The following is a 17,431-nucleotide window of genomic DNA, read 5'->3' on the forward strand; positions in this document are numbered from 1 at the left end:
AGCGTTTTCTACTTTAAAATTATACCGCATTTGTTTTGAAAAAGCAACCGAGCACCACTTTTACCCTTGAAGCAAGTGGAGTTAGTACATGGCATATTATTGTTTCTATAGACACCTAACGAAGAAGTTAGCAAAAGTGGTGCTCGGTAAGCGATGGCGTTACTCCGCGTGGCAGAGCGAATGTGCTACCGCGCACACCATGAAAACTTTGTTTAAATATACTCAAATTCCTTGAAAACCTGTTCGTAAAGACCGACAATTCTCTTTGCTTCCCGCTGGGTCAATTCAAAACCTGATCCCTCATGGGCGATCTGGTTGCGCACCTTGTGCGCCTCCCACGCACTTTGGATGCTGGTAAAATCACTGGGCTCCACCGCCTTGAGACGTTCTCCCAGACTCTCCCCTTCATATCCCATTTTTTTCACCATCTCCTCCAATATGGTGTCTGCTTCAATGATGGCGATCCGCCAGTCCGCCGGGCGGTCAGAGTGCACATGCTCTTCCACCATTTCCCAACGCTCTCGTTTTTCACCCCCGTCTTTGGCCACAGGTTCGGCAAAATGATACTTTTCCCTTTCTCTTTTCCTGATCTCCAACAAACGCACCACCGAGTAAATAATGAGCGTGATAAACGCTATGGAGAGCACCGAAAGCGCCACCTTAAGGTACTGGAAGCTACCGCCAGAGATACGTATCAGGGTATCATACACAGCCTGCAAAAAATTGAGTACCTGATTAAAGAAAAATTCAAGATTGAGAAATTTTGGTTCAAAAAGAGGGTTCTCCATGGCTTATAGTATACTATAAGTTTTCAATATCCGCGCCGAGAGAAAAAAGCCTCTCCTCTTTAAAATGAGGGGCGATGATCTGAAATCCCAAGGGCAACTGTTTGCCATCGCGCTCTCCGAATCCGGACGGCACCGAGATTGCCGGCACTCCCGCCAAGTTTATCGGTACCGTAAAGATATCGGCAAGATACATCGCAAGCGGGTCGTTTGCTTTCTCGCCGATCTTGAACGCGGGAGTTGGCGATGTGGGGGTTGCGATCACGTCCACCTCCTTGAACGCTTCAGTAAAATCTTTTTGAATAAGCGCACGCACGGCGGTTGCTTTGTTGTAATACGCGTCATAGTACCCTGCCGAGAGCACGTAGGCGCCGAGCATGATCCGCCTTCTCACTTCTTTCCCAAATCCGCTTCCTCGTGTCTTTGCATAATCATCAAAGAGAGTATCACCCTTTATTGAGAGCCCGTAACGAACCCCGTCAAAACGCGCAAGATTGGTAGACGCCTCGGCGGGCATGATGATATAGTAGCTCGCCAATGAATATTTAAGATTGGGCAAAGTGACCTTTTTAATCGTATGCCCTTTCTTTTCCAATTGAGAGAGCGTCTCTCGAAAATTTTGTAAGACATCCGCATCAATACCTTTCATGGTCAAAAAATCTTCAGGCACCCCAATGACCATTTTCGCCTTGATCGCTTCCTCTTCGCCGCGCAGGTGGAGAGGTACCGAGGTGCTGTCCATAAAATCTGCGCCTTTGATCACATTAAAAACCGCTCGTACGTCTTCCACTGTTTTTCCGAACGGTCCGATCTGGTCAAGAGAAGAACCCATTGCCATCAACCCATACCGCGAGACGCTTCCATAGGTGGTCTTCAATCCTACCACGCCGCAGAGCGATGCCGGCTGGCGAATGGATCCGCCCGTGTCAGAGCCAAGCGCCACAAGCGCGCCTCCCATGGCAACCGCAGCGGCTGATCCGCCCGAGCTGCCTCCCGGCACGCGTGAAATATCGTGAGGATTTTTGGTTGGTCCAAACGCGGAATTTTCGGTAGAACCTCCCATGGCAAACTCATCCATGTTGGTTCGCCCCAAAAATACCGCTCCGGCTTCCTTGAGCTTTGCGATGACGCTGGAGTCGTAAGTTGCCGTATAGTTTGAAAGCATTTTTGAAGCGGCGCTTGCCGTACGGCCTTTGATCAAAATATTGTCTTTCACCGCAAACGGAATGCCGGTAAGAAGCGTCGCACTCCCATTCTTTATCATTTCATCCGCGCGCTCTGCCTGGTCTTTCCAGTCGTCAAATACTTCAAGATAGGCGTTCATCTCGCTATTTTTTTTCGCGATAACGTCAAGGTATGCCTGCGTCAATTCCACCGCGGTGTAGGTGCCCATTTTCAAATCCTCATGGGCTTGTCTGACGGTAAGATTTTCCAAATTAATCTTCATGTTTCTGATTCGTATATTTTCGTATATTCGTAAAGATTCGTACTTCGTACTACAGTATTTGTTTCACCTTCACGTACCCATCTTGTGTTTGTGGCACCTCGCGAAGTATCTCTTCCGTATAGGCACCCTCTCTATGCGGGTCCTTATCTTCCCGCATCACATTGCAAAGTGCTCCCGCCTCGGACACTCTCGCTTCGGTTGCCACTTCTTTTATTTCCGACACATATCCTAAAATTGCCTCCATCTCAGAAAGAAGCTCTTCAGTCTCTTGCGCCGAAATATCAATGCGAGAAAGTGTCGCCAGTTTTTCTATATCTTCTCTTTTCATCCCGTTAGAGATAGGCCACGACACATGTCGCAGACACTACGTTTATTATTGGTTGATAAGTATTTTTCATATCTTTGGGTGTTATTTAAATTCGTGGTCGTGATCTCTAACGGGATTCATAGTGCGTATAGTAGCAGAAAATACTCAAAAAATCACTGGGCGAGCAAAGCGACAAATTTTTCCTCTGAAAGAACCGGAACGTCATACTCTTTCGCATCTCGTAGTTTTGACCCCGGCATCTCGCCGGCCACCACGAAGTTGGTGTGCGAAGAAACGGAATTTGCCACTTTGCCGCCAAGCGCTTTAATCTTTTCTTTTGCTTCGTCTCGCGACAGTGAAGAAAGAGTGCCCGTTAAGACGAAAATCTTCCCCGCAAGCAGTTGTGTCTTCATGTGGCGCCCCGATTTCACTATATTGATATGTTTGAGCAACCGCCTCAAGAGTTTTTTATTCTCCGGTTCGGAAAACCACCCGAAGAGCGATTCCGCGACAACGCTTCCCACGCCGGCAATACTTTTCAATTCTTCCTTGCTTGCCCGTTGTACTCGATCAATAGCGCCAAAGTGCTCTGCGACAAGCGCCGCGGTCTCTTCTCCTACGTGTCTCACACCCAGCGCAAACAAAAATTTCCGCAAGGACACCTTTTTGCTCTCTACTATCGCTTTAATCAGATTCTGCGCTGACTTTTGTGCAAAACGAGGAAGCGACTCAAGGTCACCCATTTCCAATTCATATATATCGGCCATGTTAGATATAATTCCTTCACCCGCGAGCTGTTCAACTATTTTCTCTCCTAAGCCGTCTATGTTCATTCCCTTCTTGCTTACAAAATGTATGATCCGCTCCAATTCCTGCCTAAAACAATTTTTATTGACGCAATAATGCGCGGCGCTTGCCACGGCCCCTTCGCCGATCGTTCCTTTTTTGACCAGACTGCCGCACACGGGGCAGTGCTTTGGCATAACGAACACGCGTTCTTTCCCCGTTCGCAGATCTTTCAAGACCTCCACCACATCGGGAATCACGTCTCCCGCTTTTTGTATGACCACTGTGTCACCGATACGGATATCAAGACGTTTGATCTCATCTTCATTATGCAGTGTCGCGCGGCTCACGGTGGAACCGGCAACGCGGACGGGAGAAAGGTGTGCGACTGGGGTCAGCGCGCCTGTACGCCCCACTTGCACCACGATATCCTCCACTTTTGTGGTCGTCTGCTGTGCGGGAAACTTGTAGGCAACGCCAAAACGCGGAGATTTCCCCGTATACCCCAGCGCTTCCTGCACTTTCCGTGAATTGATCTTTATCACGATGCCGTCAATGCCATACTCCTCCCTCTCTTTCTTTTTCGCCCATTCCCGATAAAACGCTTCCACTTCATCAAGCGTCTTGGTGAGCCTCTGCTCCGAATTCACTTTAAAGCCCAGAGTTTTAAGCAGTTCCAGTTCTTCAATTTGCGTTTGAGGCACGCCGCCCTCTACCTCGTCAATGTCATACATAAAGCTGTCCAGCTTGCGGAGAGCAACCACTTGAGGGTCCAGTTGCCGCAAAGAACCCGCGGCGGCGTTGCGCGCGTTGGCAAACGGCTCCTCTTTCTGCTTGTTTCTTTCTTTGTTGATGCGAAGAAGCTCGTGCTCGCTCATCCACGCTTCCCCCACCACCACGAGCGAAACAGGTTTTTCCAACACCAGGGGAATACTCCGTATGGTGCGGAGGTTCCCGGTCACATCTTCCCCATCTACCCCGTCGCCGCGCGTCGCTCCTCTCTCAAACTCTCCTTTTTTATACGTAAGCACGATCTTGAGCCCGTCAATCTTGAGTTCGCATACATATTCAATTGGTTCGCTTTTCACACGCCGATCTTTGAGCACGGCCTTCTTCACGCGGAGATCCCATTTCTGCAACTCTTCAAAATCAAAAACATTATCAAAAGACCATTGGCGCACTTTGTGCGTTGTTTTCTGAAAACCCGCCGCAGGTTTCCCGCCGACCCGCATAGTAGGAGAAACGGAGGAAAAAAACTCCGGGTTTGCCTCTTCAAGTCTTTTGAGTTCAGTGAGGAGCGCGTCATACGCTTCGTCACTCAACTCCGGCCGATCAAGAACATAATATAAATAATCATGATGGCGCAAAAGCCGTCGCAATTTTTCTATGCGTTCTTTGATTTCTTTCTTAGACATAATGAATCCTCTTGTCGCGAGACAACCATCATTTAGTAACTGACGCGGAGCCCTCGTTCAACACGCCGCGGGTTCCCCGCATCACAGGTGTTGAAGCCCCGCGAATCAATTTTTGTCGTACCGGAATCCTTTATGACCGCCACGGTAGCGCAGGAACCGTTCGCAAACTTCATATCAAAAACCGTAGTAACCGCGGATCCGTTTTGAGTGGGAGCGCCCCATCCGAACACGCCATCCCACCCCGTCGCCGGATCGGTAATGTCTTCGTTGTTGCATGAAACACCGCTCCCTTGTGGCAAGATATTGTCGGTAGAACTTGCGAAAGCGCTCTCGGATAAAGCCGGATGTCTGATATCCCAATACAGCGCGCATTCACCACCGGTGTCAGCGGCGTAAAAAGCAAACTGCGACTCTCTCCCCGAAGAAGAGAGAATGAGCTCTTTCAAAGCGTTGCTGAAAATGGCAAGGCCGATGGAAAGAAGAATACCGGAAATTAAGACGGCAAGCGAAAGGACAAAACCCCGGTTGGTTTTGAGCGAGTAGCGGGTAGCGGATATTCGTTTTCTTATTGTTTTATGTTTCCGGTTCATAGTTCGTGCTTCGCAACGATGCTTTTTTCTTACCAGTCAAGAAAATTCTCCTGAATGGTAAATGTTTTATTCAAGGGACCGCTATTCCACGAGATCGTCACGGAAACGCTGAACTCTGAAGAATTCACCGTTCCCGCGTGAATAGTCCTTGTGAATCTCGTATTCTCCCAGTTTGCGCCGGTCGTATAGGCGTAGAGCCCGTCCGTCGTGTGCCGATTGAGCACTGGGCATCCCTCTATCGGACACACGGAAAAACTTCCCGCGAGCGGATCCACGATGCACCCTTTGGCATCAAAACATGACTCAAGGCCGAGTGTCCAGTTGCTTTCCCCGGCCAGGGAATTATTGTCGCGGTGGTTTCTAATAAGCTCCGTTGCCTCTTGAGCCAGATAAAACGCCGTTATCTGATCGCGCGCGAATATTGCGGAAATAAGGCTTCTTGAGGCTATGGTGAGAGGACCTGTCACCGAAAGCAGGAGAACGGAAATGGCAACCAGCGCTTCCACCAAGGTGAACCCGCGGTTCCATTTTGAGTTTTGAGTTTTGAGTTTTGAATACTGCCTCATAGATACATCAATTTTCTCGCCTTACGATTCAATCTGTCTTTGGGAAACCGTTGTTTGAATGCTGAAGCTCGTTTTTGTTTTTTCTTTCAACCCGGCCGTTCCCCGTGCGGTAATAATAATGCGCGGCTGTTTCCCATCCGCGCCAACGCCGGTTACGTAAAACGCCAACCCTTCGATCTGCACTTCCGCCGAGGTTATGCCCCTGAAAATTCCTGCGTCTTTTCTGACTTGAATACTTTTAGTGCTTGCATCATATCTATAGGTTACGGTTGCTCCCCTTTGGTCAACAAAAGAGAGTTCCGTTCCTCCACCAAGACAATTACCAATGCCTTCGCATGTGTAATCGGTACCCGTGCGGATACTTCGCGACATGCTCTCTATGGCAAAGTTGAGATTGTCCATGACCGCTCGGAGCGAATTCGCCTTTCTGCTCGCGTCTGAAATCGTGAGCAACGCGCCGATGCTCACAAATATCACAATCGTGAACAAAGACACCGCAACGATCATTTCAATCAAGGTGAATCCTTGATTGGATTTTGGATTTTGGATTTTAATTTTGAATTTTGGATTTTGCATTTTAAATTTTGCATTCCGTTGAATAATTCCGGCTTACCGGAATTATTCAACGGAGATCTGCCCTGTTGTCCATACCACAATCGTCTTCATGTCCCCGCGGGGGGAAATAATGACAATCTCGGCGTCTGAAAACGTGCGATAATCTCCATCCGTTTCGCTATACCCCACAATGTTCGCGTCCGGATCGGGCCTGCGAAACGCCACGTGGAGTGACGAAAGACTGCAGTCGGCAGTCCCAGGGTTCTCTATCGTCCCCCCTGCCGTCTTAAGATTACCGCACAATAAATAAATATGCTCGGCACTTCGTATGGTAGACTGTTGCAGACACTCGCTGCCGGTTGATTTGCACACCGAAAGATCGTATCTCTGGTCGTCGTTCGGGTCCGCAAAGAGCGTGAAAGACTTGCTGGCAATCCCGGGTGCCGGAAAATAAACCCCATATCCCGGAAACACGGAGGCGCCGCTGTTATCAAACTCGCGTACGGAAAGACCGTATGTTTGCGCTTCGCGCACCGTAAGCGCGATCTGATGAGCCACATTTTCAAGAACGATTCTGCTGCTGAACTTCGGATAGTTCGCCAAAACAACGCTCGTTACCATGACAAAAATACTTATAGTAACAATGAGCTCAATAATGGTGAAACCTCTCTTTCTTTGAAGCTTTCTTTTTTGAAGCGCGTTGTGCATTATATTTAGAACCTATCTTGAGAGAAAGACGTCCGAGAGGCCAAGGACATCAATGTGGAAAAAGAAAACCAGAAGCGTGCCAAGAACCAGAAATGGCCCGAAGGGAATCTCACTTTTCATTGTAAACGTTTTACCCTTGAAAAACAATACGGTTATGCCGAAAAACGCGCCCATCCAAAATGCTAAAATGACCGCGGAGATAGAGCTATAGAGGCCAAGGAACCATCCGATACCGAGCGCTAATTTCGCATCGCCAAGCCCCATCCATCTGCCGCGAGACGCGAGCCACATAAAAGCAAAGGGGCTGGCCAGAATCGGACCGGCAAAAATATTCAAAACGTACGGGCCGCTCAACATGCGACCAGTGGGAATCCCTGTGTGGAACAAAAGCGCGACGAAAGAGAGTGCAGCAAAGGCGTACACGAAAGCGTCAGGGATGATCTTGTGTTTCCAGTCATATATGGTAATGACCACAAGGAGACTGATAACAATCCAGTAAAAAATAGTGTCTATTACGTCCACCACATTAAGAATGGGATACTGTAAACAGAAAACGAGCAAGAAGAGCGCGCCGGTCAAGAGTTCCGTGACGGGATATTGCCACGAGATCGCGCTCCCACAGCTCGCGCATTTTCTTTTTTGCACGAGGAAACTCACTACGGGGATCAGTTCATACCACGAGAGACGTTTCCCGCACGACATACACATAGAGCGCCCGCCCAAGGAAGCGCCGGTGTTGTAGCGATAGATGACAACGTTGAGAAAACTTCCGATGATAACACCGAAAAGAAAAGAAAAAAGATAGAATACGGTTGCCATTCACTATATTGTAACACAAAAATCCCCCGCCAAGGCGGGGGATTTTTCCCGAAATGAGACCAAATACTGTTTATGGCGTTACGTCGTAGCAGAATGTACCGGCACTACCACCCGCAACACAGACATTGGAAGTAGCTCCGCCTCCATCAATGCCGGTGAGTGTCGTACCAGAAAGTGCGCGCGCGCATCCTGTTGCTAAGGTCGGACATACATCGGCATCGGTATCAAGAACGTTGCTTCCGCTTCCCTCCAAGTTTGCACCTAGATGATAGATCACGCAGTCGCCCGATAGAACCGCGCACGCAACACCGGCAGAGGTAAGGTTATCGTACAAGTAGGAATCGTTCGTAAGCGGATCAATAGGATCGCTTGGGATGAAATTTGGCGAAAGATCGAACAGACTGTCCGGATACTCGCTATTTGAGTCAAAAGAGAGCTCCAGCGCCAACTGCAGATTTTGAACATCAGAGACACGCTTTGCGTCTCGTGATTTTTGCCGCGCCGAATTGAGCGATGCCAATACCACAGATGATAAAATACCGATAATAGCGATGACGACCAACAACTCAATCAATGTAAAACCTCGTTTTCTATGCATAATTAATTCTTAATTACTAAAAAAGCGCTCGCCCGCTTTTGAGCCCTCGTATAATTACAAGTGGCTTTATTTTCAATGTATTTATTATATCACGCAAGGGAATAAAGACAGGTATTGCTGTGGATAAGTATATAGAGTAAAGAATTTACTATTTTGACTAGCGAGGAGCGGGGTGAAAACCAGAATCCCGATGATGTTGGGGTGGAGATTTTCATTCCGTCCGAGCGAAGTCAAAACAAAGAGTGTACTTTTCTTTCACTCTTTATATATTCGCCGTAATGTTATAGATGGGTACAAGCACGGAGGTAAGGAGGACGCCCACTCCAAGACCCAGCGCTACGATCATCACCGGTTCTATGAGCCCTACCAAGGTGTCCACCGAGTTGTCCACTTCCCGTTTATAAAAATGGGCGAGTGTCTTCAAGATATTGCCCATTTCACCCGTTTCTTCACCGATCTTCACCATTTGCGTTAAAATGTTTGGTATTTCAGGGTGCACCTCCAAAGAGCTGGAGAACGAGCTTCCTGATTTTACGCTCTCGCCAACCTCCATAAGAATATTTTTATACACGTCGTTGCCAACCACATTAGAGGTGATCTCTATGGCGCGTACAATGGAGATACCGGAACTAAGCATGGTGTGCATATTGTCCGCGATGCGCGACAAGTAAAGTTTCTGATACAGTTCGCCGATATACGGCGTATTCAATCGGGAATGCGCGAGTATAATACTCCCTTTTTCCGACTTGCTGAACCGCCACAAGAAAAATCCTCCTATGATAAAAAGGATGAGGAAAAAGAAACCATATTGGGTTAAGAGATTGCTGATTGCCACAACAACTTTTGTGTATACGGGGATCTCTTGGCCTGTTTCAAGAAGAATTGCGGAAAGACGCGGTATCACGAGCGTCAACATGAGCACCATCACGATGGTAAAAGTGGCGACCACGAACGCGGGGTAGATCAGCGCGTTTTTTGTTTTTGAGGTTAATTCATATGACCGATCAAGGTAGTCGGCAAGATACAAAAACGTCTCGGTCAACTTTCCCGACTCCTCGCCCGCCTTCACCATGTTGACATAAAAAACGGAAAATATTTTCGGGTGTCGGGAAAGTGCGTGCGACATGGAAACACCGGTTTGGATGTCGTCAGCGACCTCCGTGAGCGCACCCATGAGTATGCGGTTCCCCGATTCGCTTGCGAGCAATCTGAAAGCGCGGAGCGCTGAAACCTGCGCTTCAAAGAGGGTTGCGATCTGCCTTGAGAGAACCACAATATCCTTGTTTGAAACACCGCCAAAAAGTGAGAATTCTTTTTGGAAGAACGTTTCTTCGTCTCCTTCTTTGAGGGAAACGACGATATATCCGCGACGTTGCAATGACGCAATCGCCACATCCTCATTGATGGCATCAATCGTTCCCGATTTTTGCTCGCTCTCTTGCGTGAGTACGTTGTAAATAAAGCGCATACTTCTTTTAAATTAGCCTGTCTAATCCTCTCGGGTTAAGCGAATAGAGATACGCGTCTTCGGGCTTGATCTCGCCGGCGCGCACTAATTCCGCCAAGGATTTGTTCATGTCCACCATGCCATATTCCGAACCGGTCTCTATGACGACGTTGATCTCGTGCGTTCTTCCCTCTCTGATCAGATTTGAGATCGCGTTATTGTTGACCAGAAGCTCATATGCGGGAATCATGCCGCCGGATATTCTCGGGATCAAGCGCTGTGAAAAAATACCGAGCAAGCTTCCTGAAAGCTGTACCCTGATCTGACTCTGCGCTTCAGGGGCGAATGAATCAATGATACGATCTATGGTCTGCGCGGCATTGTTGGTGTGGAGCGTTGAGAGCACGAGATGGCCGGTCTCCGCCGCCGTTACCGCGGTCGCGATTGTTTCAGTGCCGCGCATTTCACCGATCATGATCACGTCCACGTCCTGTCGAAACACGCTCTGCAGCGCCGCCTGAAAATCATGGGTATCGGTGCGCACTTCGCGCTGGTCAATGATCGATTTGTCTTGTTCAAATACATATTCAATGGGATCTTCAATGGTAATGATATGCTCGGTGCGTTCCTTGTTGATGAGGTCTATCAACCCCGCAAGCGTGGTTGTTTTTCCTTGTCCGACGGGCCCCACTACCAAAAAGAAACCTTGTTTTTTCCGGGAAAATTCGGAAATGGAATCGGGAAGATTTAACTCCGCCAACGTCTTTATTTTATGCGGTATGAGACGCAGAGCGATGCCTACCGTCCCCTGCTGGAAAAAGGCGTTGCCTCGGAAACGGGCTCCGTCAGAACTGTAAGAGAAATCCATCTCCATCGTGTTGAGAAATTCTTCAACTCGTTCCTTTGAGAGGAGTCTGGAGAGCAGTCCCATCGTATCTTCTTTAGACAACACCGCCTTCTTCAGGAGCGGAATGAGGTCTCCGTTTACTCGGATCGCTGGGTGACGGCCTTCTGAAATGTGCAGATCTGAACCGCCCTCGCTCACGACGGTATGAATGAGGTCTTCTAATTCTTTTTTATGATCAAGCATGCCCATATTTTCTTTCTTACTAGTTGTAAAACAATTATACCATCTCTCATGAACGCTTGCACATGGAATTTAAAATGGTGCGCGCAACCTACTTCTCTTCCATGATCTCAATCACTTTGTTCACCACTTCGGATGGGACCATGCTTGCTTTGATGATATATCCGTCCACCTTGAGCTTACGGCCGCGGTCAATATCCGTCTTTTCTCCCATATTTGAAAGAATAATGATCTTTGCGTCTTTCGCGAGATCCTCTTTCTTTATCTCCGAGAGAAGCTCAAAGCCGCTCATGACCGGCATTAAGATATCGGTAAGTATGATGTCTGGCAAGAATCCATCTTTCAGCTTCGTGAGCGCCTCCATGCTCCCAAGCGAAGCGGCCACCTCAAAACCGCTCTGCTTGAACTTTACCGCGTACATGTCAAGCAGAAATTTATCATCGTCAACGATCAGTATTTTATACTTTGATTTCATGTCGTCGCTCCGTGTTTACTACATTACAATTCATTTATCTGCTCAAAAGGAATTTGTCCTTTTATTGCTTTGAGGATTGCGTCTTCTTTCATGGTCAGCATGCCGTTTTTGCGCGCCGCCTTAAAGATCTCTTCCTCTACCGGAGTCTTTAAAATAACTTCTTCGATCGCCTTGTTGATTTCCAGTATCTCAAACACCGCGACTCGTCCTCGCGTACCGGTTGGGCATAAGTCGGTTGGCAGTGCTTCGTACACTTCTTTCGCCGAAAGGAATTGTCCTTTGAATTTCTCCGGTAGGTCTTTGACTTCGTTTTCTATGATTGCCTTTATGGACCCTTCGATCGGCACTGCTTTTTCCGAACCCGGACACGTTACTTTGACCAAGCGCTGCGCTATTGCCAAAATCAAAGTTGGCGCAATAAGAAATGGGTCAACACCCATATCCAATAACCGCGGAATAACTCCTGCCGCATTGTTGGTGTGGAGCGTTGAGAGGACGAGGTGGCCAGTCAGTGCGGCCTGGATCGCAAGCTGTGCCGTTTCCTTGTCGCGGATCTCACCCACCATGATGATGTCGGGGTCCTGACGCAAGATAGAGCGCAGTCCGGTTGCGAACGTGTAATCAATTTCGGGATGCACCTGTGACTGGCTCATCCCCGGAATGTTGTACTCTATCGGATCTTCCAGCGAGAGTACGTTTCTGGTATCCCGGTCAAGTTCGGAGATCATTGAATAGAGCGTCGTTGTCTTTCCCGAACCGGTAGGCCCCGTCAATAGAATAAGTCCATACGGACGCTTGATCGCCTTTCGTATCAACTCCGCGCCCTCCGGCAAGAGTCCTAACGATTCAAGGGTCATCACTTTTTGCGATGTGTCCAAAATACGCATCACCACCTTTTCTCCGTAATAAGTCGGGAAGGTGGAAACACGAAAATCAACTTTCCTCCCCGCAATATTAGTGCTAAATCTTCCGTCTTGGGGTTTCCTTTTCTCATCAAGCTTGAGGTTTGAAAGGACTTTGATGCGCGCCACCACTGCGTTGTGGACCTTTGCGGGCAACATGATACTCGTGTACATCGTGCCGTCAACACGAAAACGTACCCGCACTTTTGTCCCCAGTGGTTCAATGTGGACATCCGAAGCACCCCCTTCAATGGCATGCCGGAGGATCACCGCCACGATCTTGGTAACCGGCGCATCCTCTATGATCTGTGTTTTTGAAAGATCAGTGACAACCTCTTCCATGATTCCACCGGTTGTTGTTTCGTCGGGTTGTTGCACCAACTCGGTTTCCAGTTCGGAAAGCGCGCCGCTCACCTCTCCCGAAAGGCCTTTGTATTGGCTTATCAGGGAAGTGAAGTCGGTGTACGATATCAAATACAATTTAAAAGGAATATTCAGCTTAGACGCGATAAACTGAATAGCATCACGCGCGCCAATATTGTCGGGATTAACAATACCGATGGCAAGAACGCCGTCTTCCATTGCCAAAGGGACAAATTTATAATACTGCGCCGACTCTTCCGGCACATTTTTGAGAACCTGGAATGACACCTCTAGACCCTCCGCATTCCGCGAAGGGATGTTGTAATACGCACTGCGCAACGCCGCTATTTCGCCGGGATCAATCCCGCGTTCTTCAAGTGATTTATCAATGTCTCCATCGTTGTCTTTCGTTTCGCGCAGAATAGCGTTGATCTCGCTACTTTTAACTATTCCTTTTTCTACAAGATTGTCTAAGAAAGCCATTATGATTGAGAGCGACGCTGTGGCTCACACTACTTGAGAGATAACAGCCCTTGGTGCCAGCCAGGTCTATTGATTAAAAAACGATATCCTCTTCCAAGAAATCCTTTGGAAATGCTCCTTTTGCCGGAGGAGCCGTTTGTGATTCTTTGTCCTTCGTTTCCAGGGCAGGGGTAACGATATTCACTCCGATCGGCGCGAATGGATTGGTTCGTCCTTTTGGCTCATCTTCCACAGGGAGACTGAAGTCCTGCAGTGACTTAAATGCATTACTGTTAAAGATAGACCCGTCCAATACCAATGAATTCAGATCTCCCAAGAGCGTCAATATCTCTTTATCAATAGCGAGCTCGCCTGCCCTAGACGTGCCCTCCGACGTGACCGGATCAACGTTTATTTCCGGTTTAAAAAAATAATTGTACACCACCAACGAAGCGAGGACGAGTGCGACAATGTAGATTATTTTTTTGTATTTTAATAATTCACCCATATTGATAGTAACTACTTAAGCCAATAGGTTTGCAGGGAAATCCGGTATTCATACAAATCTTTTTCCGAAGAAACGAAGGTAACTTTCACCACATCCACAATACGCAAACTTTTTTCCAAGTCTTTCAGGAAATTCAAAAACGTCTTGTAGGGGCCGGTAACGGAAAAAGTGAGGAGCACCGAACCGTAACCGCTATCGGAGACATTTACGCGCGAAGTGTCCGTCTCCACTACTCCCACCACCGTATTGTACAATGACATACCGTATTTTGACGCGATTCCGTCAATATCGCGCACCAAACGCACATTATCCACATTATTCGGAACCATTTTCACGAGACGATCAAGGTCGGAGGTGGAAAACGCGTTGTATTTTGAGCGCAGTTCGTCGCGTAGCGTCTGCAATTCTTTCGTGTTGTTGAGCGCGCTGTCAAAGAGCGCTTCTTCTTTGCTCCGTTCCTGAATATTGCTGTACGTAGGATCAATATACCCAAAGAAAAGAGCTCCGGATGCGGCAAGAAGAAGAATTGGTATAAAAAATCGTAACATACTATTGTTTGATTGACTCTTTATATAACATGACCGATGGATCCAAATTCAATTCAAGGTTGAAAGTAACGTCCCCGCTCTTTGCAAGTCCGAGGTTGGAAAAAATTGGATTTTTCAAATATTTATTATCACCAAAAATATCGGATTGCAACGCGACCGATGAATAACTCCGTGCCTCTCCCTCAAGCATAACTTGAGGCGCTCCGTCAATAAAAGAATAATCAAATCGGCTGAACCGAACGTTCTGCAGAGTCAGTTCTTCAAGTATCTTGAAAAATTCCGAGAACGCGACGTGTCGTGCGAGAATTTCATTCGCCGTATTGATGCGCGTATCCACTCTCTCCATTTCGGTGATCAGTGACGGCTCAAATGCTCCTCTTGCTTGCTCGAGCCAAGCGCTCTTGTCTGCAATACGTTTTTCAACAAGTTTTCCGTATGAATACACACCCCCCGACCCGAGCAGAGAGAGGATAAAGACCAAAACAGCAATACTAAAAACGATTCCTCTGGAACCTCCGTCGCGCCCGCTTTTTGGCGTAAGGGGCTTTTTGGGAATGAACGATTGTTTTGGTTCGTTAAGAGGCATGAGCAACGCGGATTATCAATACTTACCCAAGTTCTTGTAATTTCCTGAGCGCAAGACCGACGGCGACTGAAAATTCAGGACCTGCATCCTTCAGAAGCGGCTCAAGAAATGCGGGCGCTTCTACTTTTGAAAACGGATCGGCAAACAATACTTCGGTTTCCAGATTACTGCTTGCAAAATCATGCAACCCTTTCAGTAAAGCACCGCCACCGGTAAGCACAACATTTTTTATGGTTTTATTATACCTTCTTTGGTAATTTAATAATACTCTATTTGTTTCGGAAAAGATATGCTCAAGCGTAAGTGAAGCGGCTTTTGAAATATCCGCGTCAGTGCCTGTGCCCGAGAGACCAATATCTCTTTTCAAGTGTTCGGCTTTTTCAATACTGACACCCATTGATTTTGAAATGGAAATCGTAATATCTTGGGAACCGCGATTGATAATATGTTGGTTTCGTATAATACCATACTCAATAATCGCCAATTTGGTGGTTCCGGCTCCAAAATCAAGGAGCATCACCGGTGCGGTATTGTTCCCAAAAGTCGCGCGCGCCATGCTGAATACTTCCAGCTCCAGGAAGTTATCTTTAAGGCCTGATCCTTGAATAATACTCCTGTATTTATCCACAGTCTCATTATGGATCGCCACCACGAGTACGTCCACGCGCTTCTTCCGCTCGTCTTCCTTGCTCTCTCCGTCTGCCGAACTGTCTTCTACGCTGTCATAGTGTTTCGGTACGATCCACCAATCAAGCGTTACTTCAGATATCGGAACGGGAATATGTTTCCGCGCCTCGATCGGTATCATTTTTGCGAGCTGTTTACTGTCCATGACCGGCATTTCCATGATGGAAAGAAGACTCGCGCCGAGCGGTATGGAAACGGCACTGCTCTGTGCCGTCACATTTGCCTCCCGAAATATGTCCTTGAGCGCGCTGTTGATTTTCTCCACTGGAAGGCTCGTAGCCTGCCCGACCGCAAGGTTCGCATAGGGACCCATGGCAAGTTCTCCATACGTTTCAAGAACGGCTTTCCCTTTCTTTTTTTTCAATTGCACCACCTTTAAAAACGAAGAGCCAATATCAATACCGACGACACTCGGCTCTGTTTGCATGAGATCAAATTTTTCTTTCAAGAATTTTCCTAAAAAATTTTCCATAAAATGGTATTATTGTATCAAGCTTGCCTACCGGCAGGCAGGCGCGAATCGTGTGCGAGAACCGGAGATTTATACAACATTATTTTTCATTATATCACACAAAAAGCTTATCTCTATTAGTCTCTTGTGTTTATCCACACCTCTCGCTCCCCGAGAGTCCCGGAAAATATGGAACGCATCACGCACATCATTTTAAACTTTCTCTTCCCCGCATACTGCATTGGTTGCCGCAAACGCGGCGTGGCACTCTGTTATCCCTGTATGAAGGAAATACCCGAAGCAAGGACTCCTCCGGACGCCAACACCCACGCGGTCTTTGCCTACCAAAACAAAGTGATCAAAAAAGCCCTCTGGGAATTGAAATATAGAGGGCGAACAATCATAGCAAAACAATGCGCCGGCATGCTCTACGACAGGATGCTGGAAGAACTCTCCGACATGCGCACATTCCATGATTTCACCGATCCCGTTCTCATACCTATCCCCTTGTCGGCAAAACGCTTGCGAGAACGCGGGTTCAACCAGTCGGAGCTCATTGCGCAAGAAATACACCAAAGAGACGGCGGGAACTCGCTTACGATGGACGCCGATATGCTCCACAAAACAAAAGACACGCAAAGCCAGATGTCCATAAAAGACAAGGCAAAACGGGCGCAAAATATCAAAGGATGTTTTGCGGTTGTGGATCAATCTCGCGCGAAAGGAAAAAATATCATCTTGATAGACGACATCACGACCACAGGCGCCACCCTCAGAGAAGCACGTCGAGTGCTCTTGGAAGCCGGAGCCCGAAGAGTCGTCGCGTTCACCGTGGCGCATTAGACCCCCTGCGTAATAAAGGGTATTAAACCCTTTGTTGTCGTCGCTCGCTCGGAAATGGAAAATAAGAATTTTTCATTTCCCTCGCTCGCTAAACAATAATTTTTCGTAACGAGATGAGGAATTTTCGAGCGACATTGTTTTCTTAGGCGCGAAGCGATTTAGAAAACAAGAAGTGCCCGTGTGGTGCGAAAATAACGAAACGCGAGGAGGTGAATACAGCATATTCATTGACGAGTGGTGAGTTGTTTGGAGCCGAAAATTCGTCATTGCAGTAAGAAAGGCTATTGCGTAGGGGGTCTCATAGAAAAAGCAAAAAAAGTATGGTAAAGTAGCCGTACAATAAGTGGAGAGGTGGCTGAGTGGTCGAAAGCGGCACCGTGCTAAGGTGTTAGGGGCGTAAGTCTCTCGAGGGTTCGAATCCCTCCCTCTCCGCCAAAATTGGAAATCGGAATCAGAAGCCGAAATGGGGTCGGCGCGAAGCGCCGACACAAACGCA

19 protein-coding genes and 1 tRNA gene are annotated in these 17,431 nt (G+C 47.8%); 2 read left to right on the forward strand and 18 right to left on the reverse strand.

The window, feature by feature from the left end:
- Positions 1-212: 212 nt before the first annotated feature.
- From AAB523_02520 to pilM, 18 genes are all read right to left on the reverse strand, one after another.
- The gene (locus tag AAB523_02520; protein ID MEK7556138.1) at positions 213-788 is read right to left on the reverse strand and encodes a hypothetical protein; all 576 of its coding nucleotides are present in this window, start codon (positions 786-788) and stop codon (positions 213-215) included.
- Between the two features lie 13 nt (positions 789-801).
- Positions 802-2,232: an Asp-tRNA(Asn)/Glu-tRNA(Gln) amidotransferase subunit GatA gene (gatA, locus tag AAB523_02525; protein MEK7556139.1), complete on the reverse strand. Its 1,431-nt coding sequence runs from the start codon at positions 2,230-2,232 to the stop codon at positions 802-804.
- A gap of 49 nt (positions 2,233-2,281) precedes the next feature.
- Entirely contained in the window at positions 2,282-2,560 is a 279-nt protein-coding gene (gatC, locus tag AAB523_02530; protein MEK7556140.1) for an Asp-tRNA(Asn)/Glu-tRNA(Gln) amidotransferase subunit GatC, read from the reverse strand.
- Between the two features lie 152 nt (positions 2,561-2,712).
- Positions 2,713-4,740, reverse strand: a complete 2,028-nt coding sequence (gene ligA, locus AAB523_02535; GenBank protein ID MEK7556141.1) for an NAD-dependent DNA ligase LigA — start codon at positions 4,738-4,740, stop codon at positions 2,713-2,715.
- A 32-nt stretch (positions 4,741-4,772) separates the two neighbouring features.
- The gene (locus tag AAB523_02540; GenBank protein MEK7556142.1) at positions 4,773-5,330 is read right to left on the reverse strand and encodes a hypothetical protein; all 558 of its coding nucleotides are present in this window, start codon (positions 5,328-5,330) and stop codon (positions 4,773-4,775) included.
- Positions 5,331-5,359: 29 nt separating this feature from the next.
- Positions 5,360-5,896, reverse strand: a complete 537-nt coding sequence (locus tag AAB523_02545; GenBank protein ID MEK7556143.1) for a type II secretion system protein — start codon at positions 5,894-5,896, stop codon at positions 5,360-5,362.
- Positions 5,897-5,917: 21 nt separating this feature from the next.
- Positions 5,918-6,472 (reverse strand): type II secretion system protein, encoded by a 555-nt coding sequence (locus tag AAB523_02550; protein MEK7556144.1) that lies wholly within the window; start codon positions 6,470-6,472, stop codon positions 5,918-5,920.
- Between the two features lie 42 nt (positions 6,473-6,514).
- On the reverse strand, positions 6,515-7,159 hold the full coding sequence (locus AAB523_02555) for a type II secretion system protein (protein MEK7556145.1): 645 nt from the start codon (positions 7,157-7,159) through the stop codon (positions 6,515-6,517).
- 12 nt (positions 7,160-7,171) lie between these two features.
- Complete coding sequence (locus tag AAB523_02560) at positions 7,172-7,978, reverse strand: prepilin peptidase (GenBank protein MEK7556146.1); 807 nt, start codon at positions 7,976-7,978, stop codon at positions 7,172-7,174.
- A gap of 70 nt (positions 7,979-8,048) precedes the next feature.
- Positions 8,049-8,576, reverse strand: coding sequence for a type II secretion system protein (locus AAB523_02565; protein MEK7556147.1), 528 nt, complete (start codon positions 8,574-8,576; stop codon positions 8,049-8,051).
- A gap of 262 nt (positions 8,577-8,838) precedes the next feature.
- Positions 8,839-10,044, reverse strand: a complete 1,206-nt coding sequence (locus tag AAB523_02570; GenBank protein MEK7556148.1) for a type II secretion system F family protein — start codon at positions 10,042-10,044, stop codon at positions 8,839-8,841.
- Between the two features lie 7 nt (positions 10,045-10,051).
- A complete protein-coding gene (locus AAB523_02575) occupies positions 10,052-11,113 on the reverse strand; it encodes a PilT/PilU family type 4a pilus ATPase (GenBank protein MEK7556149.1) in 1,062 nt (353 codons plus the stop codon).
- A gap of 88 nt (positions 11,114-11,201) precedes the next feature.
- Entirely contained in the window at positions 11,202-11,585 is a 384-nt protein-coding gene (locus tag AAB523_02580) for a response regulator (protein ID MEK7556150.1), read from the reverse strand.
- 23 nt (positions 11,586-11,608) lie between these two features.
- Positions 11,609-13,333, reverse strand: coding sequence for a GspE/PulE family protein (locus AAB523_02585; GenBank protein ID MEK7556151.1), 1,725 nt, complete (start codon positions 13,331-13,333; stop codon positions 11,609-11,611).
- Between the two features lie 73 nt (positions 13,334-13,406).
- The gene (locus tag AAB523_02590) at positions 13,407-13,820 is read right to left on the reverse strand and encodes a hypothetical protein (protein ID MEK7556152.1); all 414 of its coding nucleotides are present in this window, start codon (positions 13,818-13,820) and stop codon (positions 13,407-13,409) included.
- Between the two features lie 11 nt (positions 13,821-13,831).
- The gene (gene pilO, locus AAB523_02595) at positions 13,832-14,368 is read right to left on the reverse strand and encodes a type 4a pilus biogenesis protein PilO (GenBank protein ID MEK7556153.1); all 537 of its coding nucleotides are present in this window, start codon (positions 14,366-14,368) and stop codon (positions 13,832-13,834) included.
- A gap of 1 nt (position 14,369) precedes the next feature.
- Positions 14,370-14,954: a hypothetical protein gene (locus tag AAB523_02600; protein MEK7556154.1), complete on the reverse strand. Its 585-nt coding sequence runs from the start codon at positions 14,952-14,954 to the stop codon at positions 14,370-14,372.
- A 22-nt stretch (positions 14,955-14,976) separates the two neighbouring features.
- Entirely contained in the window at positions 14,977-16,113 is a 1,137-nt protein-coding gene (pilM, locus tag AAB523_02605) for a type IV pilus assembly protein PilM (GenBank protein ID MEK7556155.1), read from the reverse strand.
- Between the two features lie 168 nt (positions 16,114-16,281).
- On the opposite strand from pilM, the gene AAB523_02610 reads away from it, so the two are divergent.
- Together AAB523_02610 and AAB523_02615 are read left to right on the forward strand one after the other, a co-directional pair.
- Positions 16,282-16,935 carry a ComF family protein gene (locus AAB523_02610; GenBank protein ID MEK7556156.1) on the forward strand — a complete coding sequence of 218 codons (654 nt, stop codon included), beginning with the start codon at positions 16,282-16,284 and terminating at the stop codon, positions 16,933-16,935.
- 345 nt (positions 16,936-17,280) lie between these two features.
- A tRNA-Ser gene (locus AAB523_02615) sits at positions 17,281-17,370 on the forward strand.
- Positions 17,371-17,431 lie beyond the last annotated feature (61 nt).

This window comes from Patescibacteria group bacterium, assembly GCA_038063375.1.
GTDB lineage: Bacteria > Patescibacteriota > Minisyncoccia > Phycocordibacterales > JANLHH01 > JANLHH01.

Bases quoted from the DNA above. Each gene is read 5' to 3' on its own strand.
- AAB523_02520 (MEK7556138.1), bottom strand. From the start codon at position 788: ATGGAGAACCCTCTTTTTGAACCAAAATTTCTCAATCTTGAATTTTTC.
- gatA (MEK7556139.1), bottom strand. From the start codon at position 2,232: ATGAAGATTAATTTGGAAAATCTTACCGTCAGACAAGCCCATGAGGAT.
- gatC (MEK7556140.1), bottom strand. From the start codon at position 2,560: ATGAAAAGAGAAGATATAGAAAAACTGGCGACACTTTCTCGCATTGAT.
- ligA (MEK7556141.1), bottom strand. From the start codon at position 4,740: ATGTCTAAGAAAGAAATCAAAGAACGCATAGAAAAATTGCGACGGCTT.
- AAB523_02540 (MEK7556142.1), bottom strand. From the start codon at position 5,330: ATGAACCGGAAACATAAAACAATAAGAAAACGAATATCCGCTACCCGC.
- AAB523_02545 (MEK7556143.1), bottom strand. From the start codon at position 5,896: ATGAGGCAGTATTCAAAACTCAAAACTCAAAACTCAAAATGGAACCGC.
- AAB523_02550 (MEK7556144.1), bottom strand. From the start codon at position 6,472: ATGCAAAATCCAAAATTCAAAATTAAAATCCAAAATCCAAAATCCAAT.
- AAB523_02555 (MEK7556145.1), bottom strand. From the start codon at position 7,159: ATGCACAACGCGCTTCAAAAAAGAAAGCTTCAAAGAAAGAGAGGTTTC.
- AAB523_02560 (MEK7556146.1), bottom strand. From the start codon at position 7,978: ATGGCAACCGTATTCTATCTTTTTTCTTTTCTTTTCGGTGTTATCATC.
- AAB523_02565 (MEK7556147.1), bottom strand. From the start codon at position 8,576: ATGCATAGAAAACGAGGTTTTACATTGATTGAGTTGTTGGTCGTCATC.
- AAB523_02570 (MEK7556148.1), bottom strand. From the start codon at position 10,044: ATGCGCTTTATTTACAACGTACTCACGCAAGAGAGCGAGCAAAAATCG.
- AAB523_02575 (MEK7556149.1), bottom strand. From the start codon at position 11,113: ATGCTTGATCATAAAAAAGAATTAGAAGACCTCATTCATACCGTCGTG.
- AAB523_02580 (MEK7556150.1), bottom strand. From the start codon at position 11,585: ATGAAATCAAAGTATAAAATACTGATCGTTGACGATGATAAATTTCTG.
- AAB523_02585 (MEK7556151.1), bottom strand. From the start codon at position 13,333: ATGGCTTTCTTAGACAATCTTGTAGAAAAAGGAATAGTTAAAAGTAGC.
- AAB523_02590 (MEK7556152.1), bottom strand. From the start codon at position 13,820: ATGGGTGAATTATTAAAATACAAAAAAATAATCTACATTGTCGCACTC.
- pilO (MEK7556153.1), bottom strand. From the start codon at position 14,368: ATGTTACGATTTTTTATACCAATTCTTCTTCTTGCCGCATCCGGAGCT.
- AAB523_02600 (MEK7556154.1), bottom strand. From the start codon at position 14,954: ATGCCTCTTAACGAACCAAAACAATCGTTCATTCCCAAAAAGCCCCTT.
- pilM (MEK7556155.1), bottom strand. From the start codon at position 16,113: ATGGAAAATTTTTTAGGAAAATTCTTGAAAGAAAAATTTGATCTCATG.
- AAB523_02610 (MEK7556156.1), top strand. From the start codon at position 16,282: ATGGAACGCATCACGCACATCATTTTAAACTTTCTCTTCCCCGCATAC.